Genomic DNA, 26,379 nt, shown 5'->3' with positions numbered 1-26,379 from the left:
ATCAGTCTTTAATCGCTTTTAACGCATAAACCATAGGTATCTTAGAATCTAGGTGTTTAATTCTGAATTGTTTCGGATTGACCTCAACAGTGTGTCTAAAACAATCGTAAGGCGAATAATCAAACTCCTTAAATGTTTGTAATTGTAAATCATTCTGAAGTAAACTCCCAAGGACTTCTCCAAGACTATGATTCCAAGTTATAGATTGTTGCGTAATATTAGCTGTTCTATCGGCATACGTCCCAGACTCTGTTTCCACAATAGCTTCTTTTTTAAAGTAGCTGTAGATAATCTTATCAAAATCGTCATCGAACATCCAAACTGCAGGATGAAATTCTACAAACACAAAAGCTCCTTTTGGTTTTAAGTATTTCGAAATTAATTGTGCCCATTGGTTTAAATCGGGTAACCATCCAATGGTGCCATAACTAGTATAAACGATATCGAAAGTATCATCTAAATAATTCGGTAAATCGTATAAATCACAACAAATAAAGGATGCATCTAATTCTAGTTGTTTAGCTAAACTGTTAGCATTTTTAATGGCCACATCAGATAAATCAACACCTGTAACTTGTGCTCCTAAACGGGCTAAAGACAGCGAGTCTTGACCAAAATGACATTGTAAGTGTAATATCTTTTTACCTTTTATATCGCCAAGTAACTCCAATTCAATAGCATTTAAAGAGGAGTTTCCGTTAATAAAACCTTTAACATCGTAAAAATCGGATGCTAAATGTGCTTGCGTTTTAATATTCCAAGTGGCTTTGTTTATGGCTTTATAATCGTGTTCAGGATTCATGGTTAGTTGAATTAAATACAAGTTGAAAGAACAAATTACATATAATTTTTAAAAGGAGTGATAAGTACATTAAATTAAGAGGATTGAGCATGAACTTTCAGATTTAAATCACACGATTAAACTTCGGAAAACAAATACATTATCTTTGCTCAAAATTTTGCATATATTTTGAAAGACATCTTACTAATTACACCTCCATTTACCCAATTAAATACACCGTATCCAGCAACGGCTTATTTAAAAGGATTTTTAAATACTAAGGATATTTCTGCAACTCAAATGGATTTGGGAATTGAAGTGATTATAGAGTTGTTTTCGAAAAATGCATTTACGATGTTGTTCGATTCTGCTTACGAGAATGATACCATTCAGAGTGAAAATGCGCAACGTATATATGCTTTAAAAGACGATTATTTAAAGGTGTTAGAGCCTATAGTAGAATTCCTGCAAGGCAAGAACGTAACTTTAGCAAGACAAATTTGTACCGATAATTTCTTACCACGGGCATCACGATTCGATAATTTAGAAGATTTAAATTGGGCCTTCGGTAATATGGGAATGCAAGATAAAGCCAAGCACTTGGCAACCTTGTTTCTTGAAGATTTATCCGATTTTATTATTGAATGTATAGACGATAATTTTGGTTTTAGTCGCTATGCAGAACGTTTAGGGATGAGTGCCAATTCGTTCGATGAATTGTACGACAGTTTACAACAAGATATTACCTTTATTGACGATATCACGCTACAAATTTTGGAAGCTAAATTAGAAGAAGTGGAACCTCAAATTGTTTGTTTATCGGTGCCGTTTCCGGGGAATTTGTACAGTGCGTTTCGTTGTGCACAGTTTATAAAATCTAATTACCCAGATATTGTTGTTGAGATGGGAGGCGGATTCCCAAACACAGAGTTGCGTTCTTTAAAAGATGTTCGTGTGTTTGAGTTTTTCGATTTTATTACATTAGACGATGGGGAATTACCTGTCGAATTATTACACGATTTAGTAGTCAATACTAAAGATAAAAACACCTTCAAGTTTAAACGTACTCTGTTATTAGAAAACAATGCTGTGGTGTATAAAAATGATAGTCCGCTTCCGGATTATAAGCAAAGTGCAGTTGGGACACCCGATTATTCAGATTTGTTGTTGGATGAGTATATTTCGGTTATAGAAATTGCAAATCCAATGCACAGTTTATGGAGTGACGGACGTTGGAACAAACTCACCATGGCACATGGATGCTATTGGGGAAAATGTACATTTTGCGATATTTCCTTAGATTATATAAAAATTTACGAACCTATCGCGGCTAAGACATTAGTCGACCGCATGGAGGAGTTAATAGCGCAAACGGGAGATACCGGATTTCATTTTGTCGATGAAGCCGCGCCACCGTCATTAATGAAAGCATTAGCCTTAGAAATATTAAAACGTGATTTAACGTTAACGTGGTGGGCAAATATCAGGTTCGAGAAAAATTTTACTCAAGATTTATGTATCTTATTAAAAGCCTCTGGATGTATTGCGGTTTCTGGTGGCTTGGAAGTGGCATCAGACCGTTTATTAAAACTAATTGATAAAGGTGTCACGGTTGAACAAGTGGCGCAGGTGACTCGTAATTTAACCGAAAGTAATATCATGGTGCACTCGTATTTAATGTACGGGTATCCTACACAAACGGAGCAAGAGACCATAGATAGTTTAGAAATGGTACGTCAGTTGTTTGAAGTTGGCGTTTTGCAATCTGGTTTTTGGCATCAGTTTGCGTTAACAGCGCATAGTCCAATTGGGTTAAATCCAGCCGAGTTTGGCGTTACGCCACATTACAACGACATTACATTTGCAAATAACGATGTCGCGTTTTCGGATGTGACAGGAATTGACCATTCAAAATTTAGTAACGGACTAAAAACCTCATTATTTAATTATATGCACGGTATTGGGTTTGATTTACCGCTTCAGGATTGGTTCGATTTTAATGTTCCCGATACGATAGTAGATTCAGATTGTATTTATAATGCTTTACAAACCGAACCGAGTTTCAGTGTAAAACCAACCGCTAAAATTGTATGGTTAGGTAACACACCGTTTGTAGAAGAGGTCTCGAAAACTAAAAAAGGAACGACCTATACGAGTTTGAAAATGACGTTTTACGATAAAACAGATGCCTTTCAAATTTCAACACCTTTAGATGAAGGTGAGTGGTTATTAGATATGCTAGAACAACTTAAGCCAAGTAGTGCCACGCAAAAGTCTTTTAATATGTTGAAGAAAGATTTTGAATCTCATTTTGATAATTTCGAATTGTTCTGGTTTTCAAAACCTATAAACACTTTAAAAGAACACGGTTTATTGGTATTGTAATCCTATTGTTTTTTAAGCTTTTTATTTTGCAATGGCATTGCATACAATAATTTGTATATTTGAATCGATGAAATTTTTAGCAGTCATATTATCCATTTATATTTTAGCATTAAACTTTGCGCCTTGTGAAGATATTGCTTCTATTGACGATGATATAACTACCGAAATTACGCAACAATCGGATGCGAACCACGAGCACAACGCAACAGACGAATGCTCTCCATTTTGCCAATGCCATTGTTGCCATATTCACGCTACAGAATTTACGCCTCTACAAGTTTCCTTTACAGTGCCAGACATTTCAACAAAAATATTTCTTCATTTCGATAGTCTAGGTCAAGATTTTAATCAGACGTTATTACAACCGCCTCGGGTATAATGTGTCCTGTTTTTACAGGGTTTAATACCAATTCTTGTTTGAAATTACTATAAAATAAAATAATGATTTTTTTCTTTAAATGAAGAAGAAAAATAAAGCATAGCCTTAGTTACGGTTTCTTTTTATTCTGAAATAGAAAGTAAAAAAGGGTGTTTTATTATGGTTATTTCAATGAGAAATGGTATAAGTACATAATTCTTAAAGACCATTTAAGAATACGTTTTAATTTATAATCACATTATAACCCATTTTGTATGATTAATAAAATCATTGATTTTTCAATCCATAATAAATTTATTATTGGTTTGCTTACGCTTACCATAATAGGAGCGGGGATTTGGAGCATGACAAAAGTGCCCATAGATGCCGTTCCAGACATTACAAATAATCAAGTTCAAGTCATTACGCAAGCGCCTAATTTAGGCACCGAAGACATAGAACAATTTGTAACCTATCCTGTAGAAGTTGCGATGAGTAACTTACCAGATGTTAAAGAAATTCGCTCGGTATCACGTTTTGGTTTATCGGTAGTCACCATCGTTTTCGACGACGACATGGGAACTTATTTACCAAGACAATTAGTATCCGAAAAACTGACCGAAGTTAAAGAAGATATTCCCGAAGGTTTTGGTACGCCAACCATGGGACCAATTACTACCGGATTAGGAGAAATCTACCAATACACGCTTAAAGTAAAGCCTGAATTTAAAGACACGTATTCGATTTCAGATTTGCGTACCATGCAAGATTGGATTGTGCAACGTCAAATGGCTATGGTGCCGGGTGTTGTAGAAGTGAATGCTATTGGTGGGAAAATTAAGCAATACGAGGTTGCAGTAGACCCTTCAGAATTAAATGCGATTGGTTTATCTATTACCGATATTTTTGAAGCTTTAGAAGTTAATAATCAGAATACTGGTGGTGCGTATATCGAGAAAAACCATCAAGCCCATTTTATTCGTGGCGAGGGTTTAATTCGCAGTTTAGACGATATTAAACAAATTGTAGTGTCTCATGCCCAAGGTGTGCCCATTACTATTGGGTCTATTGCCGAAGTTAAATTTGGTTCGGCCATTCGTTATGGTGCACTTACCCAAGATGGCGAAGGCGAGGTTGTTGGCGGATTAGTCATGATGTTAAAAGGTGCGAATTCTAACGACGTAATACAAGCCGTTAAGGAACGTATGCAACTCATTCAGAAATCACTTCCGGAAGGTGTCGAAATTCAACCGCTTTTAGACCGAAGTGTTCTAATTGCGAAAACAACCTCTACCGTTGGGTTCAACTTAGTTGAAGGTGCGCTTATCGTCATCTTTGTCCTTATTTTTCTATTAGGAAATTGGCGTGGCGGACTTATAGTCGCATCGACCATTCCGTTATCGTTACTGTTTGCATTTATATTAATGTATGTATTCGATGTTTGGGCAAATCTAATGAGTTTAGGTGCGATAGATTTCGGAATTATTGTCGATGGTGCAGTTATTATCGTAGAAGCCACCGTATTTATTTTCGCCTCTCAAGTCCTTAAAAAAGGAAAACTCACATCCGAAAACCGAGATAAAATTGCTTCAAAAGCATCAAAGAAAATGATGAATGCCGCGTTCTTTGGTCAGCTTATTATTCTTATAGTTTTTCTTCCAATTCTTGCTTTAGAAGGGATTGAAGGAAAAATGTTTAAACCTATGGCGTTAACTTTTATTTTCGCGATGATTGGTGCAATGATTCTGTGTTTAACCTACGTCCCAATGATGTCGGCTTTAATACTTCGTGCGCCTAAAACAGATAAATTATCGTATGGCGATAAGTTTGTACACTGGGTAGAGCGTAAATACCAACCGTTATTAGATGGCGCTTTAAATAAAGGAAAATGGATTATCGGACTTGGGGTTTTGTTATTCGGAGTCGCGGTGTTTATGTTTTCTAGAATGGGAGGTGAATTTATTCCGCAGTTAGACGAAGGCGATATTGCATTTCATGCCATTTTAAAACCAGGAAGTTCGCTTACAGAAACCATTGAAACGACAACAAAAATTGAACAGGTTGTAAAAGCTAACTTTCCTGAAGTCGATAAAGTTGTGAGTCGTATTGGTGTCGCCGAAATACCTACAGACCCTATGCCCATGGATTTGGCCGATGTTATTGTGATTCTTAAACCTAAAAGCGAATGGGTGTCTGCCAGTTCTAAAGACGAATTGATAGATAAAATGAAGGCCGCGCTGCAAGTAATTCCGGGTGTAAATTACGAATTTACACAACCCATGGAAATGCGTTTTAATGAATTGTTAGAAGGTGTTCGTGAAGATATTGCTATTAAATTATATGGTGAAGATATTTATGTATTGTCGGAAAAAGCTGAAGAAGTAACCAAACTCATAGCAGGAATAGAAGGGATTGGCGATATGAAAGCTGAAGCCACCACAGGATTACCACAAATGACCATTACGTATAACCGACAAAAATTGGCGCAATACGGATTGCAAATTAATGATTTAAATCAGATTGTGGAATCTGCTTTCGCAGGAGGAAAAGCAGGAGTGATTTTTGAAGGTGAAAAACGTTTTGATGTGGTCGTGCGTTTACAAGAAAAAAACAGAACAGATATCACAGATGTTCAGAATTTGTTTATAAAATTACCAGGCGGTTCTCAAATTCCGTTAAAGGAAATAGCAGATATTTCGTACAAAGCTGGGCCTATGCAAATAAGTCGAGATAATACCAATCGCAGAACGTATGTCGGGGTAAATGTACGTGGTCGTGATGTGAAATCTTTAGTGACAGAAATTCAAGCGAAATTAGATGCCGAATTAAAATTACCTCCAGGATATTTTATCCGTTATGGTGGGGCATTCGAAAATCTTGAACGCGCCAGTTCGCGATTACAAACGGTAGTTCCAATTGCATTATTATTGATTTTTGTACTCATATATTTTGCTTTAAAATCATTTCCGCAAACGCTCATGATTTACATAGCGATTCCCATGGCGACTATTGGTGGGGTCTTTGCGCTTTGGTTGCGAGATATGCCGTTTAGTATTTCGGCTGGTGTCGGATTTATTGTCCTCTTTGGAGTCGCCGTATTAAACGGACTGGTGATGATTAGCGGTTTAAATGAACTGAAAGACGAAGGCGTCGTCAATTTAAAAGACCGCATTTTTGAAGGGACTAAACGCCGAATTCGACCAATCATGCTTACCGCATTTACAGATGTGTTAGGGTTTCTGCCTATGGCAATTTCGGCATCAGCAGGAGCCGAAGTACAACGTCCGTTAGCTACTGTGGTTATTGGTGGTTTATTAACCTCAACGTTATTAACCTTATTCGTACTTCCTATTTTATATCATTGGGTTGAGGAACGACAGGATAAAATCACCATAAAACGTTCAATGGGACCAGCAATTGCTATAATGGTGTTGTGTTTAGGACTCCCACAACTAACATTTGCACAACAAGTACCCAATCAAAGTCAGGAGATTTCTTTAGAAGATGCAGTGCAATTATCTAAAACGCAATATCCATTATTAAAACAAAAAGCGTTGGCTATAGATAAAGAAGAAGCAATTAAAAGTACGGCTTTCGATTTAGGGATAACTAATTTGTCTACAGGCGGTGAAGAACTTAGAGACGGTGAAGGGATATACACTACTGTTCGGGTCGCTCAAAATAATATTGATGTATTCGGAATTGGTGCTAAAAAGCAGTTGCAGGATCAGCGTATTTTACTAGCCGAACGTGCGTATCAATTATCGGAGCTTCAATTGGCATTGGAAGTCAAAAAAGCGTGGGCCAAAGCGTATCAGACTAAAATGCAGTATAACTTGTATTCAGAATTAGATTCTATTTATACCAAGTTTGAACAAGCAGTTGCTCTGAATTATGAAGTTGAAGCCATTTCGAGATTAGAATATGCGGCGACAAAAAATCAGTATTATCAAATTCAGAATACAAAAACAAAAGCTTTTACCGCATATAGTGTTGCCTTGCAACAGTTAAATTTGTGGTTAGCGTCCGATACATTTTATACCGTTCCTGATACTTTTGATGGTCATGATGCTTTAATTTCAGAATTAGACATTGAAAAACATCCGGCGTATCAAGTAGCCGAATTGCAAGTAAAAGCTTCAGAAGCCCAATTAAAAGCGGCCAAAGCAAACAGTCTGCCTAAATTTAATGTGCAAGGTGGTTTGCAAAATGTAGATGGGCAGTCCGGGTTTTACAGTTTTCAAGGTGGGATATCGATTCCGTTTTTATCCGGTAGTAAACGCGCCGATATTAAAACAGCCAAAATAGATAAACAGATTGCAGAATCTAATGTGCGCTTAAGACAAGAACAGGTGAAATCTGAATATTTTCAAGCTCAGGCACAGTACTCGCAATGGTCGGAATCTTGGATGTTTTACAATTCTAAAGTGTTGCCATTAGCTAAAGAACAGCGTCAAGGGGCGTTATTGGCCTATAAAGAAGGCGCTGTAGATTATAGCGGATTTTCACAACTTATAAAAGAAGCGATTCAATCGGAATTGGATGCACAAGAGGCGCTTCTAAATTACTTGAACAGTTTATTCGAATTACAATATTTTAATCAGAATTAAGATGAAAAAATTAATATATATCAGTGTGTTTACACTTCTTACAAGTGTTTTAAGTTGTGGGTCTAAAGACACAAAATCAAACGAAACGGTTAATGAAGTTGAAACTTCTGAAGCAAAACATGAAGACCATGGCAATCACGAAGAGGCAGAAGGTGTGCATTTAAAGGCGTCTCAATTTAGAGCCTTACAAATGAAAGTAGATACTTTGTCTAACCGTTTAATGAGCGGTTATGTAGAAGCTAACGGAACTTTAGAAGTGCCACCTCAGAACGAAGCTTCGGTAACCACAATTATTGGTGCTAATATTGCTTCCATAGAAGTGATAGAAGGTGATAAAGTTGAAAAAGGTCAGGTTGTGGCGTATTTAACGCATCCGAATATTATTAAGATGCAGACCGATTATTTGAATGCTTATAGTAATAGTGTGTATTTAAAAAAGAATTTCGAACGTCAGAAAAAGTTATATGATTCGGGTGTGGGGTCTGGCGCTAATTTTCAGAAAGCAGAAGCCGAGTATGAGGCATCGAAAGCATTGGCAAATGGCTTGGGTGCGCAATTGCAGTTATTACAATTGAATCCGAAAAGTATTCAGAATGGCACCATTTATCAGCGTGTGGGATTACGCACGCCTATAGAGGGTTTTGTGCAGAAAGTAAATGTGAAAACTGGGCAATTTGTAGCTCCAGAAACAGAAGTGTTCGAAATTGTAAATACGCATCATGTGCATGCTGATTTAATGGTGTTTGAGAAAGATGTACAACATGTGAAAAAAGGTCAGAACGTTAGATTTACAGTACAATCATTTCCTGATGACCAATTAATTGCCGAAATTTATTCAGTGAGTAAAACTTTTGAAGAGAATCCGAAAGCCGTACATGTGCATGCCGAAATTAAAAACGACAAAGGCCATTTAATCCCGGGGATGTATATTAAAGGGAAAATTCAGATTAACGAAGTTGCATCATTAGCCATCCCGGAACACGCTATTTTTAAGGAAGGCGATCGTTTTTTTGTATTTAAAGCAGAGCAAGAAGCCGAAGAATGGAAATTTGAACCTTTAGAAGTTATTCCTGGCGCAAAAGACGACGGTTGGCAAGCGGTTACATTTTTAGAAACCCCAGAAATAACCACCAAATTTGCTTTAAACAATGCGTATTATTTAAGTGCGGAAATGAAAAAATCAAGTGCAGGACATAGTCATTAAATTATGCAAGAAGTAGAAACCTTTTTAGAATCTAAAAGTATTCGTGTCACCGCGATGCGAATACTTATTTATAATTTTTTATCAGAAAAAGAAGAAGCTGTCACCTTAAGTGATATCGAGAATGCATTCGATAAAGCCGATAGAACCACATTGTATCGTACCATTAAAACTTTTGAGGACAAGGAAATTGTGCATCAAATAGACGATGGTACCGGTGTAACGAAATACGCGTTGTGCGAACCTAATTGTCACTGCGATTTAGATACCGACTTACACTTGCATTTTCATTGTACGGTCTGTGAGGCAACCATATGTTTAACCGATCATAAAATACCCAAGATTAAAGTGCCTAAAGGTTTTATAGCAGAACATGTTAATTTGGTTGTTAAAGGTGTGTGCGATAAATGCAGTGACCAATAATGCACTTCCATTGCATCGATTTATTTGTCAACTTTGGAGTATTGTTAAGTTAAAGATTATTAAAAGATGAACGATAATAAAATAGAGCAAATACAAGATGGAGACGGATGTTGTAGTAGTGGACATTGTCATGCGCAAGATCCTAGTGAATCATCAAAACTTAGAACATACAGTCCTGCAATAGTTAGTTTTGTGTTACTCATATCGGGTATTGTTTTAGATTACTATAAGGTGCCTTTCTTTACAAATACTATTCGGTTAGTTTGGTATAGTGTAGCGTATATACCTGTTGGGCTTCCTGTGATTAAGGAAGGTTGGGAAAGCATTAAAAACGGCGATGTGTTTACAGAGTTTTTATTAATGACTATTGCAACACTAGGAGCATTCGCAATTGGCGAATATCCCGAAGGCGTTACTGTGATGTTGTTTTATACCATAGGAGAGCTGTTTCAGGGACAAGCCGTAAGCAAAGCAAAAGGAAATATTAAGGCCTTACTAGATGTGCGACCTAAAAAAGCTAATGTTTTAAAGCATAATACTGTTGTGGCTGTAAAGCCGGAATTAGTGAGAATTGGTGAAATAATTCAGGTTCGGGTCGGGGAGAAAGTACCGTTAGATGGGGTATTATTATCTAAAACGACGTCGTTAAATACATCGGCATTAACAGGAGAAAGTAAACCAGACACCATTACCAAAGGAAAAAAGGTTTATGCCGGAAGTATAAATTTAGAAGGTGTAATTGAAGTTGAAGTCACAAAATTATTTAAAGATAGTTCCATTTCTAGGATTTTAGATTTAGTACAAAATGCAACCACTAGAAAAGCAAAAACAGAATTGTTTATCCGAAAATTTGCTAAGGTTTACACGCCTATTGTAGCCTTTTTAGCGGTTGCAATTACAGTCTTACCTTATTTTTTTGTGTCCGATTATGTGTTTAGAGATTGGTTGTATCGTGCCTTAATTTTCTTAGTGATTTCGTGTCCGTGTGCTTTAGTTATTTCTATTCCTCTAGGGTATTTCGGCGGACTAGGTGCCGCGTCTAAAAACGGAATTTTATTTAAAGGGGCTTCCTTTTTAGAAGCTATGACCAAAATTAACACCTTGGTTATGGATAAAACAGGAACGGTTACTAAAGGTGTTTTCAAAATTAAAACCATAAAATCATTTCAGCTAACAGAGCAAGAGTTAATGACTTATGTTATGGCGATGGAAGCAAAATCTACACATCCCATTGCACAAGCCATTATGAAGTACACATCAGATAAACCATTAAAAGCAACAGAAGTTATAGAAGTTGCGGGACAAGGTTTAAAAGGTGTAGTGGATAATAAATCGGTTTTAGTGGGGAATGCTACCTTAATGACATCTCATCAGATTGATGTGCCTAAGGAAACAGAAGATATTGTGGAATCTATTGTTTTGGTGGCTGTTAACAATACTTTCGCAGGTTATATTGTGATTGCCGATGAGCTTAAAGATGATGCAAAAAGTACCATACAGAAACTTCGAGACGTTGGAATATCCAAAATTAGAATGTTATCTGGAGACAAAGATAGTATTACACAACAAGTCGCTTCAGAATTAGACATTACAGAAGCTAGAGGTGGATTATTACCAGAGGACAAATTACACGATGTTGAAATGTTGAAGAAAAACGCGGATGTGAACGTAGCTTTTGTTGGCGATGGTATTAATGATGCGCCTGTACTTGCAGTAAGTGATGTAGGAATTGCTATGGGAGGTTTAGGAAGTGATGTCGCAATAGAGACAGCTGATGTGATTATTCAAACCGATGAACCTTCTAAAATTGTAACCGCAATTAAAATCAGTAGATCTACACGAGCCATAGTTTGGCAAAATATTGCTTTAGCTTTTGGTGTAAAACTAATCGTTATGATTTTAGGCGCCTTCGGAATCGCAACCATGTGGGAAGCGGTTTTTGCAGATGTGGGGGTCGCATTTTTAGCCATTTTAAATGCCATTCGATTACAACGCATGACTTGGGATTAAAAGCTATTATCTTTAAACAATACATGGCACAAAATGTAATATTTATAAAAATCGATCTTGAATAGTTTTCAAGGTCGATTTTGTGTTTATGACATTCTAGGTCGTGTCATTAGAAGCTATGTCATTTATTTTGGGTCAGTTAATTGTATTATTAAATTATGCATGCATAATAAAATCTATTATATTTGTGTTAACCGTTATCTTTAAATCATGCAAACAAAACTAACAGAACTTCTAAATATTACGCACCCTATTATTCAAGCACCCATGTTTTTAGTCTCTAATGTGGCTATGGTAAAAGCAGGTATGGAGAGTGGAATAGCAGGATGTATTCCCGCATTAAATTATAGAACACTACCTGAACTAAAAGCGGCTATACACGAGTTAAAAGTCGCAAAAGTTAATGGTGGTGCATTCGGATTTAATTTAATCGTGAATAAATCTAATATGAGGTATAAAGATCAGTTAGGAGTATTGTGCGAAGAAGGATGCGACTTTATTATTACATCTTTAGGAAGTCCAGAAGAGACTATTAAAAAGGCTCACGAAGTGGGCATTAAAGTATTCTGTGATGTCACCGATTTAAAGTTTGCTAAAAAAGTAGAGGCGCTTGGAGCAGATGCCATTATTGCGGTTAACAATCAGGCAGGAGGACACCGTGGGGAATTATCGCCACGAACATTAATTCAGGAACTGACATTAAATTGTAATATCCCCATAATATCTGCGGGTGGTGTTGGTAAAAAAGCCGATGTAGATGTTATGATTAAGTTCGGGGCAGATGGTGTGTCTGTAGGGAGTCCGTTTATTGCTTCTGTCGAAGCTGGAGTTACCGACGAATATAAGCAAGCTTGCGTAGATTATGGAGCAAAAGATATCGTGATGACAGAACGTATTTCCGGTACGCCATGTACCGTTATAAACACACCTTATGTTCAGAAAACAGGAACAGAACAGCCGTGGTACGAAAAATTACTGAATAAAAATAAAAGTCTTAAAAAGTGGGTTAAGATGATGCGTTTTGCCATTGGGATGAAGGCGACAGAAAAAGCCGCCAAAGAGGTGACTTATAAAACAGTATGGGTTGCGGGACCAAGTATAGAATATACCAATGCTATTCTACCAGTAAAAGATATTGTTTCTAAACTCGTACATTAGTTTATTCAGTTTCAAAATCTTTGAAAACGGTGGCTTTTAATGCGTCCCATTCTGTATTTAAAATACCATAAACACATGTGTTTCGCTTAAAACCGTTAAGTAAATAAATGTTTTGTCTTAACACACCTTCTAATGTTGCGCCTAAATTTTCAACAGCTTTTCGAGAGCGCATATTACGTTCATCAATTTTAAATTCAACTTTTTCAATCTTTAAATTCTCAAAAGCATACTTCAGCATTACATATTTCATGTGCTTATTTAAGCCTGTTCCTTGAAATTCGTAACCAATCCAAGTCGACCCGATATCTAATATTTTATTTTTAGTGTCAATATTCATAAAACGTGTACAACCAGCATAGGTGTTCTTAGATTTGTCGAATACTAGAAACGGAATACAGGTTTTATGGTAGTATCCATCTACAGCCGTTTTTACATAATTTTTTAAGGCTTCAGGTGTTGAAATATGCGATGGTGAATATTGTACCAAATCGACCTGAGACGCAATCGATGTTACGTACTTATAATTACTTAAACCTAAAAGTGTGAGTTTTACACGACTATCTTCTAATTGTTGAATGTTCATGAAGTGAATGAATTTATCTGAAACACGTTTTGTACTTTTGTATATCTAAAAATATATGTTTAATATGAAACCAACAAAAGAAGATGTGCTTAAACAAGCCAATGCGGCTTGCAAGAACACACTAATGGAAACGTTGCAAATTGAAATTGTAGATTATACGGAAGATACGTTAGTGGCTAAAATGCCGGTAAATTCTAGAGTCTATCAGCCAGATGGTGTATTACATGGAGGTGCAACGGCGGCTTTAGCAGAAAGTGTTGGGAGTTTTGCATCTCATATTTTTTTAGATACTAATGCTTTTTTTGTGCGCGGTCTAGAAATTACGGCCAATCATTTAAAAAGTGTCACCTCTGGACATGTATATGCTACGGCATCATTTATACATAAAGGAAGAACCACGCAACTCATAGATATTCGTGTAACAGACGACGATGATAATTTAATTTCCTTATGTAAATTATCAACCATTACTTTACCTAAAAAGCAGTAAATGCATCACGATGATTTTTTTGAATGTCTGAACGCACAGTTTCAAGACGCTTTGCCCTTTGTTGCTTATAGAAAACCCAATGAAGATCGCATAAATGCTGTGTTTCAAAATGACGACACACTTTACGACACCAAAGAGTTATCGGAAGCTGGATTTGTTTTTGCACCTTTCGATGATGCTTCAAAAATGGTGTTAATGCCTTTAGACCATGCTGAAGTAGATTATTGCGATGATTTTGAAGGAGAGGAGTTGCTAAATAATACGCCTACATTAACATCTTCATCAGATCAGAAAGTAGCCTATATTCAGGCGATAGAACAGGCGATATCTACCATAAATGAATCTGATTTAAAAAAGGTGGTATTATCCAGACCAGATTACGTCTCTAATGAAAATTTTGAGGTTCTTGAGGTCTTTAAGCGCTTATTGTCGGCTTATAAAACCGCTTTTGTATATTGTTGGTATCATCCAAAAATCGGATTGTGGTTAGGGGCAACACCAGAAACCTTATTGAAAATTGAAGGCCAATGCATGTCGACTATGGCATTAGCGGGAACTCAGGTTTATAAAGGAACTACAGATGTAAGTTGGGGAAACAAAGAAGAAGAAGAACAGCAATTTGTAACCGATTATATTGTCTCAAATTTAGAAGCTGAGGTAGAACAGGTTTTAACTTCAGAGCGCCGAACCGTTAGAGCAGGAGGGTTGTTGCATTTACAAACTCAAATTTCTGCACGTTTAGGCAAAGATCATACTGGATTATTACACATTGTACGTGCTTTACATCCAACGCCTGCAGTTTGCGGATTGCCTAAAGCAGAGGCGAAAACATTCATCTTAAATCATGAAAACTATAACCGTGAGTTTTATTCCGGATTTATGGGCGAATTGCATTTTAAGAAACGACAAACACGAAATACCAATCGTAGAAATGTAGAAAATAATGTGTATGCAACCGTAAAAACAGTAAGCAATTTATATGTGAATTTGCGTTGTATGCAAGTGCTAGCAAACAAGGTTGCCTTGTATGTTGGAGGTGGCATTACTAAAGATTCTAATCCTGAAGCAGAATGGGAGGAAACAGTAAGTAAAACATCAACCATGAAAAAAGTGCTTTTTTAACATGTAGATTGTCCGTTCCTGACTTAAAATAATGTCCTAAAAAGGACTGAAAATTTATGATTTATTAAGAAGAAGTATATCGGCTTATTTACGCCTATAAATTTAAGAATGCTTAATTTTACAGCAAATTGAATTTAATTAATACGCCATGATATATTCTGCGATTCCGCTCGCGCAAACGGTAATAGAACTTTGTAAATCTAAAGGTTTAAAACATATAGTGATTTCACCGGGAAGCAGAAATGCCCCTTTAACTATTGGCTTTACACACGACTCTTATTTTAAGTGTTATAGTGTTGTAGACGAGCGATGTGCTGCTTTCTTTGCTTTAGGTATAGCCCAGCAATTAAAAGAGCCTGTGGCGGTACTTTGTACTTCGGGAAGTGCATTGCTAAATTATTACCCAGCAGTGTCCGAAGCTTTTTACAGTAATATTCCTTTAGTGGTTTTATCTGCCGATCGTCCTGAATTTAAAATCGGAATTGGCGACGGACAAACTATTAATCAGCCTAACGTATTTAAAAATCATATTTTATATTCTGCTAATTTAAAGCTTGATATAAAGGAAGAACATCGGCATTTTTCTTCGGAAGAATTTCCGATTTTTAAAACTATAGAACTCAAGTTAGAGCATTTATTTAAGCTTCAGGAGAACGTTCAAGATACCAATGAAATAGAGATTAATAAGGCTTTAAATATATCGAAGATTAAGCAAGGGCCTGTGCATATAAATATTCCATTGGACGAACCTTTGTATAATCGTGTGGATACGTTAAAAGTTAACCCTAAGGTTATTACTGCTACATTGCCTGAATTGGAATTGGATTTTGAAACGATAGAATTTTGCGCGGACGATTGGAATGCTGCAGAGCGAAAATTAATTCTCGTTGGTGTTAATGGTCCTAATGAAATAGAACAAAAATATCTCGATCTTTTAGCAGAAGATGAAAGTGTTTTGGTTTTTACAGAAACCACATCTAATGTACATCACGATAATTTTTTTACCAGTATAGATAAAATTATTACACCTTTAACAGAAGAGGAGTTTAAAGCACTTCAGCCAGATATTTTGTTAACTTTTGGAGGCTTAATTGTCTCAAAGCGAATAAAATCATTTCTTAGAACTCATAAGCCTAAACAACATTGGCACGTTGGTTTAGAAAAAGCAAACGATACATTTTTTAGTTTGAACAAACATATTAAAACCACACCTAATCAATTTTTTAGTCAGCTTACCATACGTACTACTATTGTAGAAAGTGACTATAAAAACTATTGGAATCAAATTAAAGAGCTTCGAGAACAAAAGCACGAAACTTACGTTAAAGATGTACTTTATAGTGACTTTAAAGTATTCGATATCCTTATGAAAAGGTTGAGAAAAGATTCGGTTTTGCAATTAGGGAATAGTTCTACTGTGCGATATGCCCAGTTATTCAAATTGCCGTTCGATGTTGAGGTGTTTTGTAATCGCGGTACCAGTGGTATAGACGGAAGTACATCTACAGCTATTGGTTGTGCCTCTGCTACTCCAAAACCAACGACTTTAATTGTTGGTGACCTGAGTTTCTTTTACGATAGTAATGCGTTGTGGAATAATTATATACCTGCAAGTTTCAGGATTATTGTTATAAATAATGAAGGTGGTGGTATTTTTAGAATTTTACCTGGCCACAAAGACACTCAGAATTTTGATTATTTCTTTGAAACTAAGCATCATTTGTCTGCCAAGCAGTTAGCAGAAATGTATAAATTCGACTATCAAACAGCTTCTAACGAGGTTGAATTAGAAATGGCATTAGATACGTTTTACCGCGCCTCTAAATCACCTAAGCTTTTAGAAATATTTACACCCTCAACCATAAACGATAGTATTTTAATCGATTATTTTAAAGCTTTAAAATAGTTTCATATTGCCGACTAAGTTTTATTATACATACAAACACTAATATTATTATCTTTGCGCCATGATACATTTAGGAGAATACAACACATTAACCATATTACGCGATACCGAACCGGGATTGTTTTTGGGAGACGACGAGAATAACGATGTTTTATTACCAAATCGTTATGTTCCAGAAGTTTTTGAAATCGGAGACGAGATCGAGGTTTTTGTTTACTTAGATAATGAAGAACGCATCATTGCTACTACCGATAAACCATATATTAAAAAAGGAGATTTTGCTCTTTTAAGATGTAATCAAGCCAATGAGTTTGGAGCATTTTTAGATTGGGGATTAGTAAAAGAATTATTTTGCCCATTTAAAGAGCAAGCCTTTAAGATGAAAAAAGGTGGCTGGTACTTGGTATATTGTTTCGAAGATGAGGTAAGTAATCGTTTGGTAGCGTCTAGTAAAACCAATCACTTTTTAAGTAATAAAGAATTAACGGTGCAGGCTTTCGATGAAGTGGACCTGATCGTGTCGCATCCCTCGGATATTGGAATGAATGTAATTGTAAACAAATTGCACACCGGACTTATTTTTAAAGATGATATCTTTCAAGATTTAAGTGTTGGAGATCGATTAAAAGGGATAGTTAAGAAAGTACGTCCTGACAACAAATTGGATATTATGTTAGGTAAAATTGGATACAGAAGTATCGAGCCTAATGCCGATTTAATTATGAAGGAGCTTGAAGATAATAGTGGTTACCTTAATTTAACCGATAAATCTGCACCAGAAGTGATTAAAGAAACCTTACAAATGAGTAAGAAAAACTTTAAGAAAGCAGTGGGAACACTTTACAAAAAGCGCTTGATTGAAATTAAAGATGATGGTATTTATTTAGTTGAATAAAACCGTTTCTAGATAATAAAAAAAGCCTCAAATTTTAAATAATTTGAGGCTTTTTTTATTGGCGTAAATATTACAGTTTATAACTTTAAATCTTTCTGAATAGAACGTGGCAATGCATCTTTATGTACCATAATAGATATGGTTTTTAATTTAAAATAAGCTTCACTCATATAAATATATCCATCGTTAGATACACGGTCTGAGTTTCCGCCCCAAGAGTTTTTTACCTTATAATATGTGTTTCCTTTTTGGTCTTCTACCAAACCAACAATGTGCATTAAATGATCGTCTGTAGTATCAAAGTTTTCAAATTCTTGCTGACGATATTCAGGAGTTACTTTTAATTCCTTTTCAATTTTTTCTAAGATAGACTTATTGTCTCTTTCATCTCTAGGAATAACAGCGATTCCGTATTTAGAAGAAAAGGTACTTTCACTAACATCGCAATCCAATTCAATAGTAAATCCTTTTTTTAGCGCATCGTTAGTAATGTCTACTAATTCATCTAACTCCACATTGTAAAAGCTTCCATTAGAAAAATTATCAGGGATATCTAAAATAAATGACGTTTCGTAAGGCTGATGTGTAAAAGAGGTAATACTTACATAGTCGCTAGGTTTTAAACCCGTCATCGCAAGAAAAGATTGCGGTGTGTACGATACACCTTCGTACGTAAATGTTTTTACATTTTCTCCTAAAGATTTATCTAAAACCTTAGAAACATCAGCTTTCCAATCGCCATCATATGTTTTAGGATTTTTAATGTAATCGTCTAAAATAATTTTCAATTCACCTACAATTTTAGAGTGATCGTGTTCCGTTTCACGTTTTAATAAACCCGTATACGCTTCATTTGGTACTAAGCCGTGAGCACTCATGCTGTTTATTACGTCGTGTGCTAAACCACCTTCACTAAATTGAGCTTTACCTTGGCGCATTACGTAATTCCACGATTTTACAGGATACGTTTGTCTAACGTTGTACATTTCAGATAAGTCGATGTGCTTTCCTGTAGTTCTTAAAATCTCACTTTCTAAAAAAGACGATGTAGAAAAGCTCCAACATGTTCCTGTGTTCCCTTGATTTATTACGTCTAGGGCACCTAAATCTACTTTCGTTTCAAATTTGTAAGTCTGCGCAAAACCGGTTGCAGTTAGTACGAGTAGTAATAAGAAAATACTATATTTTTTCATTATGAAGTAAGGGTTTATTTAAAATGATTTATTTTTGGTAAAAATAAGAAAAATGGAACAACCAAATTGGGTAACTGTCAAAGAATACGAAGACATTACTTATAAAAAATGTAATGGTGTAGCGCGTATTGCTTTTAATAGACCAGATATTAGAAATGCATTCAGACCAAAAACAACTAGCGAATTATACGAAGCCTTTTACCATGCAAATGAAGATGTAAACATAGGAGTGGTATTACTTTCTGCCGAAGGGCCTTCATCTAAAGATGGTGTCTATTCGTTTTGTAGCGGAGGGGACCAAAATGCCAGAGGTAAACAAGGTTATGTTGGCGAAGATGGATATCACCGATTAAACATATTAGAAGTGCAACGTTTAATCCGTTTTATGCCTAAAGTAGTTATAGCAGTAGTTCCGGGTTGGGCTGTTGGTGGTGGCCACTCATTACATGTTATTTGTGATTTAACCTTAGCAAGTAAAGAACACGCTATTTTTAAGCAAACAGATGCAGATGTTACTAGTTTTGATGCGGGTTATGGGTCTGCCTATTTAGCTAAAATGGTGGGACAGAAAAAGGCAAGAGAGATTTTCTTTTTAGGTCGAAATTATAACGCTCAAGAAGCCTACGATATGGGCATGGTTAATGCTGTAATTCCGCATGCCGAGTTAGAAGGTACAGCTTACGAATGGGCTCAGGAAATACTAGCAAAATCGCCAACCTCTATTAAAATGTTGAAATTCGCTATGAATTTAACAGACGATGGTATGGTAGGGCAACAAGTTTTTGCGGGAGAAGTTACGCGTTTAGCTTATATGACTGATGAAGCTAAAGAAGGTAGAAATGCATTCTTAGAAAAACGTCAGCCAAACTTCGAGAAAAAATGGATTCCATAATATATATTTATGAGTAATTTTTCAAAATGGGTATCGGCCATGCGTTTAAGGACCTTGCCGTTATCTATTTCAGGTATTATAGTGGGCGGGTGTTTAGCTGCATTCGATGGTTTTTTTAATTCGTTAATTTTTACACTGGCTATTCTTACCACATTGAGTTTACAAATCTTATCTAATTTAGCAAACGATTATGGAGATGGTGTAAAAGGAACGGATAACGACGATAGAATTGGTCCTATGAGGGCATTGCAAAGCGGAGCTATTTCAGAAAAACAGATGCTGACAGGTATTAAACTTAATGTTTTGATCACTATCGTTTTAGCAATAGCTCTAATCTGGGTATCGTTTGGTTCGGAAAACTTTTTAATGTCGTTGTTTTTCTTAGTGTTAGGAGTTGCAAGTGTTGTGGCTGCTATAAAATATACCGTTGGAAACTCGGCTTATGGCTATCGCGGTTTAGGAGATCTTTTTGTGTTTATATTTTTTGGATTAGTCAGTGTTATAGGATCTTACGTGCTTTTTGTTAAGCAAATAGATTATATTACTTTTTTGCCAGCGATAACTATTGGGCTTTTAAGTGCTGGTGTTTTAAATCTGAATAATATGAGAGATATAGTCTCGGATGCGAAATCGAATAAAAATACATTGGTAGTGAAAATGGGGGCAAAGACATCTAAAATATATCACTACTTTTTAGTTGGTGGTGGTATGGTTCTGGCGCTTGCATTTGGAATAATATATTATAACTCACCGTTTAATTTACTATTCTTAATTGCATTTATTCCCTTACTTAAACATCTGATTACAGTTTATAAAAATGAAATTCCTAAAGATTTAGACCCAGAATTAAAAAAGCTAGCATTAAGTACTTTTTTGTTATCGGTATTATTAGGAATCGGATTGTTAGTGTAGTATAACTCTGTATTTTATTGTTAAAATATTAGAATAAACCGTGTAAAATTATAAATATCACATATTTGTGGTATATTTAAAAATAAGTTAATATAAGTATTAATAGTAGACTTAAAATTAGCTTCATTTTTGGGGATTAAAACTCAGACAAATTAATTTAATATGTCTGAGTTTTTTTGTATTTTAATTTCAAAATATTAAAATATGAAAATTACATTTTACGGACATGCTAGTCTAGGGATAGAAGTAGATGATATATCCATCTTAGTCGATCCATTTATTTCTCCAAATGAAAAAGCATCTCACATCGATATTGATACCTTAAAAGCCGACTATATTTTATTAACCCATGCGCATGAAGATCACGTTGCAGATGTTGAGGCTATTGCTAAACGCACAAATGCAGTAATTGTTTCTAATGCAGAAATTGTAACGTACTATAGTAATAAAGGGTTTGAGGGGCACCCTATGAATCATGGCGGACAATGGGATTTTGAATTCGGTACCGTTAAATACGTTAATGCTATTCATTCTTCAGGTTTTGCAGATGGTACCTATGGAGGAAATCCTGGTGGATTTGTGATTGAAGGCGAGCGGAAGAATATTTATATTGCTGGAGATACAGCCCTAACCTTCGATATGAAGTTGATCCCACTTCACACCAAATTAGATTTAGCCATTTTACCCATAGGTGATAACTTTACAATGGGGGTAGACGATGCGCTTTTAGCCAGTGATTTTGTAGAATGTGATAAAGTTTTAGGATATCACTTTGATACATTTGGCTATATTGAAATAGACCATGAAGAAGCAAAACGAAAATTTTTCGATAAAAATAAAGATTTAATGTTACTTGAAATTGGAGAGAGCATAGAGCTTTAATTTTTTTATACTTAGCCTTAAAGCCTTAAAAGATTTATAATAAATTTTTTAAGGCTTTTTTATGCGCTTTTATCAGGGTTATAGTATCTGTTTTGAGAAAATAATTGACTATTTTTGATCTTATGATTTTAGCAACATATCGCAAATACATTTTAAATTTTAATACGCCAAGTGGCACATCTAGAGGGGTGCTTACAACTAAAGAAACCTGGTTTATTCATTTAGATAATGCTGGTAAGACAGGTGTAGGGGAGTGTGGCGTTTTTAGAGGTTTATCTGCAGATGATCGACCAGATTATGAAGAAAAATTAAATTGGGCTTGTCAGCATATACATTTAGGTTTAGAAGCGCTATTGGTAGAGTTGGCTGAGTTTCCGAGTATACAATTCGGATTAGAAATGGCGTTTAAATCTTTGGCAGGTGCACATCCGTTTTTATTATGTCCTTCAAAATTCACAGAAGGAGAAGATGCCATTGCTATTAATGGATTAATTTGGATGGGAAGTGCACAGTATATGAAAGGGCAAATTAGGGAAAAGCTTGATGCAGGTTTTAACTGTATAAAAATGAAAATTGGAGCTATAGATTTTCAAACGGAAATTGATTTGTTAAAATCTATTCGTAAAGAGTTTTCGGCTTCGGAAATAGAATTGCGTGTCGATGCCAATGGGGCTTTTAGTCCGAGTGAAGCTTTGGAAAAGTTAAAAAGATTATCAGATTTTAGTTTACACTCTATCGAGCAACCTATTATAGCTGGTCAAATTGAAGCTATGGCCAATTTGTGCGAACGTACACCTTTACCCATTGCTTTAGATGAGGAGCTGATAGGTGTTTTTAATCAAAGCGATAAAGACATACTTTTAAATAGGATTAAGCCACAATATATTATTTTAAAACCAAGTTTAGTTGGTGGATTTCAAGGTAGTGATTCTTGGATCTCTATAGCCAAAAAGCAAGGTATAGGCTGGTGGATTACTAGTGCTTTAGAAAGTAATATTGGTTTAAATGCTATTGCACAATACACCTACACATTGCAAAGTAATTTACCACAAGGTTTAGGGACTGGCGGTTTGTTTACCAATAATTTTGATTCACCATTGCACGTTAAAAATGGGACGTTGCAGTACGTACCAGAACATAGTTGGAAGTATAATTTAGAATAAAAAAACATGTATATAAGTCAAGCATATAAAGGATTAACAGATTGGTGGAGTTATATTATTGGTGTCATCATAGCTATCGCAGGAGTTTTTATATTTTCAATTCCACATCTTGTGGCAATTAGTATAAAAACCATGCAAGGCGATGTCGATTTATCTAAAATGGAAGATACCAATTACCTCATGGGATTATTCGAATCGAATTTGAATTTAATTTTTTTGATGCTGCCCTTTTTAGGTGGATTAATATTCTTATTTGTCGCCGTAAAGTATGTACATAAATTACCAATTTTAAAATTAACCACAACCCGATCTAAAATTGATTGGAAACGTGTGTTCTTTTCGTTTTTTGTATGGGGAGGACTATCGTCTTTATTTATTATAATTGATTACACTATGTCTCCTGAAAATTACTTATATAATTTTCAGCTTAATAAATTTTTAATTCTACTTGTTATTGCATTGGTGTTAATACCGTTTCAAACCAGCTTCGAAGAGTATATGTTTAGAGGTTATTTAATGCAAGGAATTGGAGTGATTACTAAATCGAAATTGATTCCTTTAATATTGACATCTTTAATTTTTGGAGGCTTACATATTGCCAATCCAGAAGTAGCTCAGTTAGGCTATACCATAATGGTGTACTATATTGGTACTGGATTGTTCTTAGGTGTTTTAACGCTAATGGACGAAGGAATGGAGTTGTCTCTTGGCTTCCATGCTGCCAATAATTTATTCACGGCCTTATTGGTCACTTCAGATTGGAGTGCATTACAAACATATTCTATTTTTAAAGATATTTCAGATCCAGGAGAAGCAAGTTTTATCGAAATATTTCTTCCTGTGTTTGTTATTTTTCCAATTTTACTTTTTATCTTTTCAAAGAAATACAAATGGACAGATTGGAAAGAAAAATTAACAGGACGTGTTATAGAACCCAATACTGAACCGGCTCTAAACGAACATCTATAAACAAATAATTAAATTACTATAAATACTATTTCTTATGATAACAGCAGTAGAAAGCAAAATACCGACTTATGATAAAATTCATTTAAAATTTAAACTAAATGGTCGCTATTACGATGCAGAAGGATTAAAGACAGTTGCTTATTGTTTTATAAAAGAAGGAGAGCCTCACCAAAAAAGATTAGGTGATTTTTTACAAGCTTGGCTTGATAAAAATGATTTTGTTTCCGTACAAACTTCGGGGTCTATTGGAGAGCCTAAAATGATAAAAATAAAAAAACAAGCGATGGTAAATTCTGCTATTGCTACAGGTGATGCTTTTAACTTACGTCCAGGAGATAGTTTATTACATTGCTTGCCTTTTAACTTTATCGCAGGCCGTATGATGCTGGTTCGTGCCATGATTTTAGGATTAGAATTAGATGTTGTTCCTCCTAAAATTACACCGGTTTTCGATACCACCAAAACTTACCATTTTGGTGCTATGATTCCGTTACAAGTCGAAAATTTATTGCCTAAACTTCATCATTTTAAGGCTTTAATAATAGGTGGAGCTGCGGTGCCACATAAATTATTGGAAGATATTCAAGATGTAGATACAAAATGTTATTCAACTTATGGAATGACAGAAACAGTTAGTCATATTGCGTATAGAGCATTAAACGGAACTGATAAATCAGATTGGTATACAGCAATGCCTAATGTAAAAGTGTCTGTTAACGACAAAGATTGTTTAGTTCTAGAGGCAGATTATTTATTTGACGGTGCTTTAGAAACTAATGATGTGGCTGTAATGCGTTCTGAAAATGAATTTAAATTAATTGGTAGAATTGATAATGTGATTAATTCGGGCGGATTGAAATTATTTGCAGAACAAATTGAAAAACATTTAACTAGTGGTATTTCTGAACGCTTTTTTGTTGCAGGACAAGCAGACGATAAATTGGGAGAGCGTTTAATCGTAGTCATTGAAGGCGAGGAAAGAGAAATAGATGAAAGCATTTATGCCAATCTTGAAAAGAATGAAATTCCTAAGGCAGTCTATTTTGTAGATAAATTTGTGGAAACGCCAAATAGAAAAATTCAGCGTAAAAAGACATTAGAGTTACTTAAATAACTTGGAGATATAACTTAAAAAAAAGCCACAAATTCACGAATTATTACGTGAATTTGTGGCTTTTTTATACTAATTAGAGCGCTTACATTCTATTTCTTAATAAAAGCAACACGTCTATTATTTGCTTTTTCTTCAGGTGTACTGTTTGTGTTTAAAGGTTGTGATTCTCCTTTACCAATTACATTTAATCGATCTGCTGCGATACCTTGATTTACCATTTCTTCCTTAACTGCATTAGCTCTATCTTTAGACAGTGTTAAGTTGGTTGCATCTGTCCCATCACTATCTGTATGCCCTATAATATCAAATTTCCAATCTGGATTGTCTTGTAAAATATTCACCATTTGATTGATAATTCCTAGTGAGCTACTTTTAATTTTAGATTTACCACTGTCAAAAATAATACCGTTAGTTACGTATTCTCCGTCGGCCACAATTCTATTATACATTTCTCCTCCACCATGAGCAATTTTAATATTTTTTATGGCTAAATATGGATGTTTAGTTTCGTTTTTAGAGTAACACATTAAGCCAATACTGAACATACTTGGTTCCATATCGAACCTTGGAATATTAGAGACACGCTTAGAGTCGTAATACATTTTAAACTTACCTTTATAATAAGATATAGCGATGTGGTGCCAAGCGTTTTGCGTACCTACAGAAATACTTTCCATTTTAAAGTTACTATTCGCGGCCCATCCTTCTATTCTTGCGGCACTTTTTATTTCAAATTCAGCATCACTATTTCTAAAAGCGTCATTAAAATGTAATTCATGTTTCATATACCAAATTTTTTCTTCCTCCAAATTTGGTATCATAATGTCATATTCAATGGTAAATTCATCTCCTAAATAATCTTTAGTTGTAAATAAAGGTGTAATAATATTACTGGTTTCAGCTACCAATATAATTGCTTTTTCGCCATTAATTTTAACCACTTCAGCACCACCTCTAACAAGGTCCCAACGCGAAGGAAATTCCCCAACCTGTTCAGAGCTTAAGTCATCGTAAAAAATCACCTTTTCTCCGGAAACGAAGCGAAAGTCTCTCCAAACTTCAGGACTGTCCAGGCTTAAATTTTCATTACTATCGTTTTCAACAGTAGTCTTACTTTCAGTATCATTTTTTTCTACACTTTCAACGTCTTCATCATTAGAAGATGAATCTCCATTAATGGTTTTGTCTATTTCTTTTTCCGCGCTTTTTACAATAACATCTTCGGCTTTTTCTTTAAGTTTTTTCCACAGTTGTGCATTACAGTTATCTGTAAAGGCAATAAGCATTAGTGCAGTAAGTAATAAATTTGTAGTTTTTTTCATAAAATTATAA

General features: G+C 35.3%; 21 protein-coding genes. 17 read left to right on the top strand and 4 right to left on the bottom strand.

Annotation, left to right across the window (positions count from 1 at the left end; all coding sequences use genetic code 11):
- Position 1: 1 nt before the first annotated feature.
- Positions 2 to 802, bottom strand: a complete 801-nt coding sequence (locus AC0UBM_RS04535) for a class I SAM-dependent methyltransferase (RefSeq protein WP_475687812.1) — start codon at positions 800 to 802, stop codon at positions 2 to 4.
- A 168-nt stretch (positions 803 to 970) separates the two neighbouring features.
- Between AC0UBM_RS04535 and AC0UBM_RS04530 the strand changes: the two genes are divergently transcribed.
- The 7 genes from AC0UBM_RS04530 (at position 971) to AC0UBM_RS04500 (ending at position 12,926) form a co-directional block, all read left to right on the top strand.
- A complete protein-coding gene (locus tag AC0UBM_RS04530) occupies positions 971 to 3,166 on the top strand; it encodes a B12-binding domain-containing radical SAM protein (protein ID WP_475687811.1) in 2,196 nt (731 codons plus the stop codon).
- 67 nt (positions 3,167 to 3,233) lie between these two features.
- On the top strand, positions 3,234 to 3,545 hold the full coding sequence (locus tag AC0UBM_RS04525) for a DUF6660 family protein (RefSeq protein ID WP_475687810.1): 312 nt from the start codon (positions 3,234 to 3,236) through the stop codon (positions 3,543 to 3,545).
- A gap of 254 nt (positions 3,546 to 3,799) precedes the next feature.
- The gene (locus tag AC0UBM_RS04520; protein WP_475687809.1) at positions 3,800 to 8,134 is read left to right on the top strand and encodes a CusA/CzcA family heavy metal efflux RND transporter; all 4,335 of its coding nucleotides are present in this window, start codon (positions 3,800 to 3,802) and stop codon (positions 8,132 to 8,134) included.
- A 1-nt stretch (position 8,135) separates the two neighbouring features.
- Positions 8,136 to 9,338, top strand: coding sequence for an efflux RND transporter periplasmic adaptor subunit (locus AC0UBM_RS04515; RefSeq protein WP_475687808.1), 1,203 nt, complete (start codon positions 8,136 to 8,138; stop codon positions 9,336 to 9,338).
- Positions 9,339 to 9,341: 3 nt separating this feature from the next.
- Entirely contained in the window at positions 9,342 to 9,758 is a 417-nt protein-coding gene (locus AC0UBM_RS04510; RefSeq protein ID WP_475687807.1) for a Fur family transcriptional regulator, read from the top strand.
- A 66-nt stretch (positions 9,759 to 9,824) separates the two neighbouring features.
- Positions 9,825 to 11,768 (top strand): heavy metal translocating P-type ATPase, encoded by a 1,944-nt coding sequence (locus AC0UBM_RS04505; protein ID WP_475687806.1) that lies wholly within the window; start codon positions 9,825 to 9,827, stop codon positions 11,766 to 11,768.
- A 210-nt stretch (positions 11,769 to 11,978) separates the two neighbouring features.
- On the top strand, positions 11,979 to 12,926 hold the full coding sequence (locus AC0UBM_RS04500) for an NAD(P)H-dependent flavin oxidoreductase (protein WP_475687805.1): 948 nt from the start codon (positions 11,979 to 11,981) through the stop codon (positions 12,924 to 12,926).
- 1 nt (position 12,927) lies between these two features.
- On the opposite strand, the gene AC0UBM_RS04495 is transcribed toward AC0UBM_RS04500, so the two are convergent.
- The gene (locus AC0UBM_RS04495) at positions 12,928 to 13,509 is read right to left on the bottom strand and encodes a GNAT family N-acetyltransferase (protein WP_475687804.1); all 582 of its coding nucleotides are present in this window, start codon (positions 13,507 to 13,509) and stop codon (positions 12,928 to 12,930) included.
- Between the two features lie 64 nt (positions 13,510 to 13,573).
- Here AC0UBM_RS04495 and AC0UBM_RS04490 point away from each other — a divergent pair, with 64 nt between their 5' ends.
- The 4 genes from AC0UBM_RS04490 to AC0UBM_RS04475 all read left to right on the top strand — a co-directional run bounded on the left by AC0UBM_RS04490 (position 13,574) and on the right by AC0UBM_RS04475 (position 17,922).
- A complete protein-coding gene (locus AC0UBM_RS04490; protein ID WP_434035861.1) occupies positions 13,574 to 13,999 on the top strand; it encodes a PaaI family thioesterase in 426 nt (141 codons plus the stop codon).
- Entirely contained in the window at positions 14,000 to 15,121 is a 1,122-nt protein-coding gene (locus AC0UBM_RS04485) for a chorismate-binding protein (protein WP_475687803.1), read from the top strand. It begins immediately after the preceding gene.
- A gap of 148 nt (positions 15,122 to 15,269) precedes the next feature.
- Complete coding sequence (menD, locus tag AC0UBM_RS04480) at positions 15,270 to 17,027, top strand: 2-succinyl-5-enolpyruvyl-6-hydroxy-3-cyclohexene-1-carboxylate synthase (RefSeq protein ID WP_475687802.1); 1,758 nt, start codon at positions 15,270 to 15,272, stop codon at positions 17,025 to 17,027.
- Positions 17,028 to 17,088: 61 nt separating this feature from the next.
- Positions 17,089 to 17,922: a CvfB family protein gene (locus AC0UBM_RS04475; protein WP_475687801.1), complete on the top strand. Its 834-nt coding sequence runs from the start codon at positions 17,089 to 17,091 to the stop codon at positions 17,920 to 17,922.
- 77 nt (positions 17,923 to 17,999) lie between these two features.
- Here AC0UBM_RS04475 and AC0UBM_RS04470 read toward each other — a convergent pair whose 3' ends face one another.
- Positions 18,000 to 19,115, bottom strand: a complete 1,116-nt coding sequence (locus tag AC0UBM_RS04470) for a C1 family peptidase (RefSeq protein ID WP_475687800.1) — start codon at positions 19,113 to 19,115, stop codon at positions 18,000 to 18,002.
- Between the two features lie 52 nt (positions 19,116 to 19,167).
- On the opposite strand from AC0UBM_RS04470, the gene AC0UBM_RS04465 reads away from it, so the two are divergent.
- The 6 genes from AC0UBM_RS04465 (at position 19,168) to AC0UBM_RS04440 (ending at position 25,047) form a co-directional block, all read left to right on the top strand.
- Complete coding sequence (locus AC0UBM_RS04465; protein WP_475687799.1) at positions 19,168 to 20,007, top strand: 1,4-dihydroxy-2-naphthoyl-CoA synthase; 840 nt, start codon at positions 19,168 to 19,170, stop codon at positions 20,005 to 20,007.
- Between the two features lie 9 nt (positions 20,008 to 20,016).
- Positions 20,017 to 20,919, top strand: coding sequence for a 1,4-dihydroxy-2-naphthoate octaprenyltransferase (gene menA / locus AC0UBM_RS04460; RefSeq protein ID WP_475687798.1), 903 nt, complete (start codon positions 20,017 to 20,019; stop codon positions 20,917 to 20,919).
- Between the two features lie 204 nt (positions 20,920 to 21,123).
- Positions 21,124 to 21,801 (top strand): metal-dependent hydrolase, encoded by a 678-nt coding sequence (locus tag AC0UBM_RS04455; protein ID WP_414034329.1) that lies wholly within the window; start codon positions 21,124 to 21,126, stop codon positions 21,799 to 21,801.
- A 122-nt stretch (positions 21,802 to 21,923) separates the two neighbouring features.
- A complete protein-coding gene (locus tag AC0UBM_RS04450) occupies positions 21,924 to 22,964 on the top strand; it encodes an o-succinylbenzoate synthase (protein ID WP_475687797.1) in 1,041 nt (346 codons plus the stop codon).
- Positions 22,965 to 22,970: 6 nt separating this feature from the next.
- Entirely contained in the window at positions 22,971 to 23,933 is a 963-nt protein-coding gene (locus tag AC0UBM_RS04445; protein WP_475687796.1) for a lysostaphin resistance A-like protein, read from the top strand.
- Between the two features lie 34 nt (positions 23,934 to 23,967).
- Positions 23,968 to 25,047: an AMP-binding protein gene (locus AC0UBM_RS04440; protein WP_475687795.1), complete on the top strand. Its 1,080-nt coding sequence runs from the start codon at positions 23,968 to 23,970 to the stop codon at positions 25,045 to 25,047.
- Positions 25,048 to 25,136: 89 nt separating this feature from the next.
- Here the strand turns inward: AC0UBM_RS04440 and AC0UBM_RS04435 are convergent, their stop codons facing one another.
- Entirely contained in the window at positions 25,137 to 26,369 is a 1,233-nt protein-coding gene (locus AC0UBM_RS04435; RefSeq protein ID WP_475687794.1) for an OmpA family protein, read from the bottom strand.
- Positions 26,370 to 26,379 lie beyond the last annotated feature (10 nt).

Source organism: Formosa sp. F44 (assembly GCF_056238645.1).
This window is presented reverse-complemented; position numbering and strand designations above follow the sequence as displayed.

What these genes read in the sequence shown, in the direction of transcription:
- AC0UBM_RS04450 (WP_475687797.1), top strand. Translation starts at nt 21,924, where the DNA reads ATGATTTTAGCAACATATCGCAAATACATTTTAAATTTTAATACGCCA.
- AC0UBM_RS04465 (WP_475687799.1), top strand. Translation starts at nt 19,168, where the DNA reads ATGGAACAACCAAATTGGGTAACTGTCAAAGAATACGAAGACATTACT.
- menD (WP_475687802.1), top strand. Translation starts at nt 15,270, where the DNA reads ATGATATATTCTGCGATTCCGCTCGCGCAAACGGTAATAGAACTTTGT.
- AC0UBM_RS04490 (WP_434035861.1), top strand. Translation starts at nt 13,574, where the DNA reads ATGAAACCAACAAAAGAAGATGTGCTTAAACAAGCCAATGCGGCTTGC.
- AC0UBM_RS04525 (WP_475687810.1), top strand. Translation starts at nt 3,234, where the DNA reads ATGAAATTTTTAGCAGTCATATTATCCATTTATATTTTAGCATTAAAC.
- AC0UBM_RS04455 (WP_414034329.1), top strand. Translation starts at nt 21,124, where the DNA reads ATGAAAATTACATTTTACGGACATGCTAGTCTAGGGATAGAAGTAGAT.
- AC0UBM_RS04510 (WP_475687807.1), top strand. Translation starts at nt 9,342, where the DNA reads ATGCAAGAAGTAGAAACCTTTTTAGAATCTAAAAGTATTCGTGTCACC.
- AC0UBM_RS04470 (WP_475687800.1), bottom strand. Translation starts at nt 19,115, where the DNA reads ATGAAAAAATATAGTATTTTCTTATTACTACTCGTACTAACTGCAACC.
- AC0UBM_RS04500 (WP_475687805.1), top strand. Translation starts at nt 11,979, where the DNA reads ATGCAAACAAAACTAACAGAACTTCTAAATATTACGCACCCTATTATT.
- AC0UBM_RS04515 (WP_475687808.1), top strand. Translation starts at nt 8,136, where the DNA reads ATGAAAAAATTAATATATATCAGTGTGTTTACACTTCTTACAAGTGTT.
- AC0UBM_RS04520 (WP_475687809.1), top strand. Translation starts at nt 3,800, where the DNA reads ATGATTAATAAAATCATTGATTTTTCAATCCATAATAAATTTATTATT.
- AC0UBM_RS04440 (WP_475687795.1), top strand. Translation starts at nt 23,968, where the DNA reads ATGATAACAGCAGTAGAAAGCAAAATACCGACTTATGATAAAATTCAT.
- AC0UBM_RS04495 (WP_475687804.1), bottom strand. Translation starts at nt 13,509, where the DNA reads ATGAACATTCAACAATTAGAAGATAGTCGTGTAAAACTCACACTTTTA.
- AC0UBM_RS04435 (WP_475687794.1), bottom strand. Translation starts at nt 26,369, where the DNA reads ATGAAAAAAACTACAAATTTATTACTTACTGCACTAATGCTTATTGCC.
- AC0UBM_RS04475 (WP_475687801.1), top strand. Translation starts at nt 17,089, where the DNA reads ATGATACATTTAGGAGAATACAACACATTAACCATATTACGCGATACC.
- menA (WP_475687798.1), top strand. Translation starts at nt 20,017, where the DNA reads ATGAGTAATTTTTCAAAATGGGTATCGGCCATGCGTTTAAGGACCTTG.
- AC0UBM_RS04535 (WP_475687812.1), bottom strand. Translation starts at nt 802, where the DNA reads ATGAATCCTGAACACGATTATAAAGCCATAAACAAAGCCACTTGGAAT.
- AC0UBM_RS04505 (WP_475687806.1), top strand. Translation starts at nt 9,825, where the DNA reads ATGAACGATAATAAAATAGAGCAAATACAAGATGGAGACGGATGTTGT.
- AC0UBM_RS04485 (WP_475687803.1), top strand. Translation starts at nt 14,000, where the DNA reads ATGCATCACGATGATTTTTTTGAATGTCTGAACGCACAGTTTCAAGAC.
- AC0UBM_RS04445 (WP_475687796.1), top strand. Translation starts at nt 22,971, where the DNA reads ATGTATATAAGTCAAGCATATAAAGGATTAACAGATTGGTGGAGTTAT.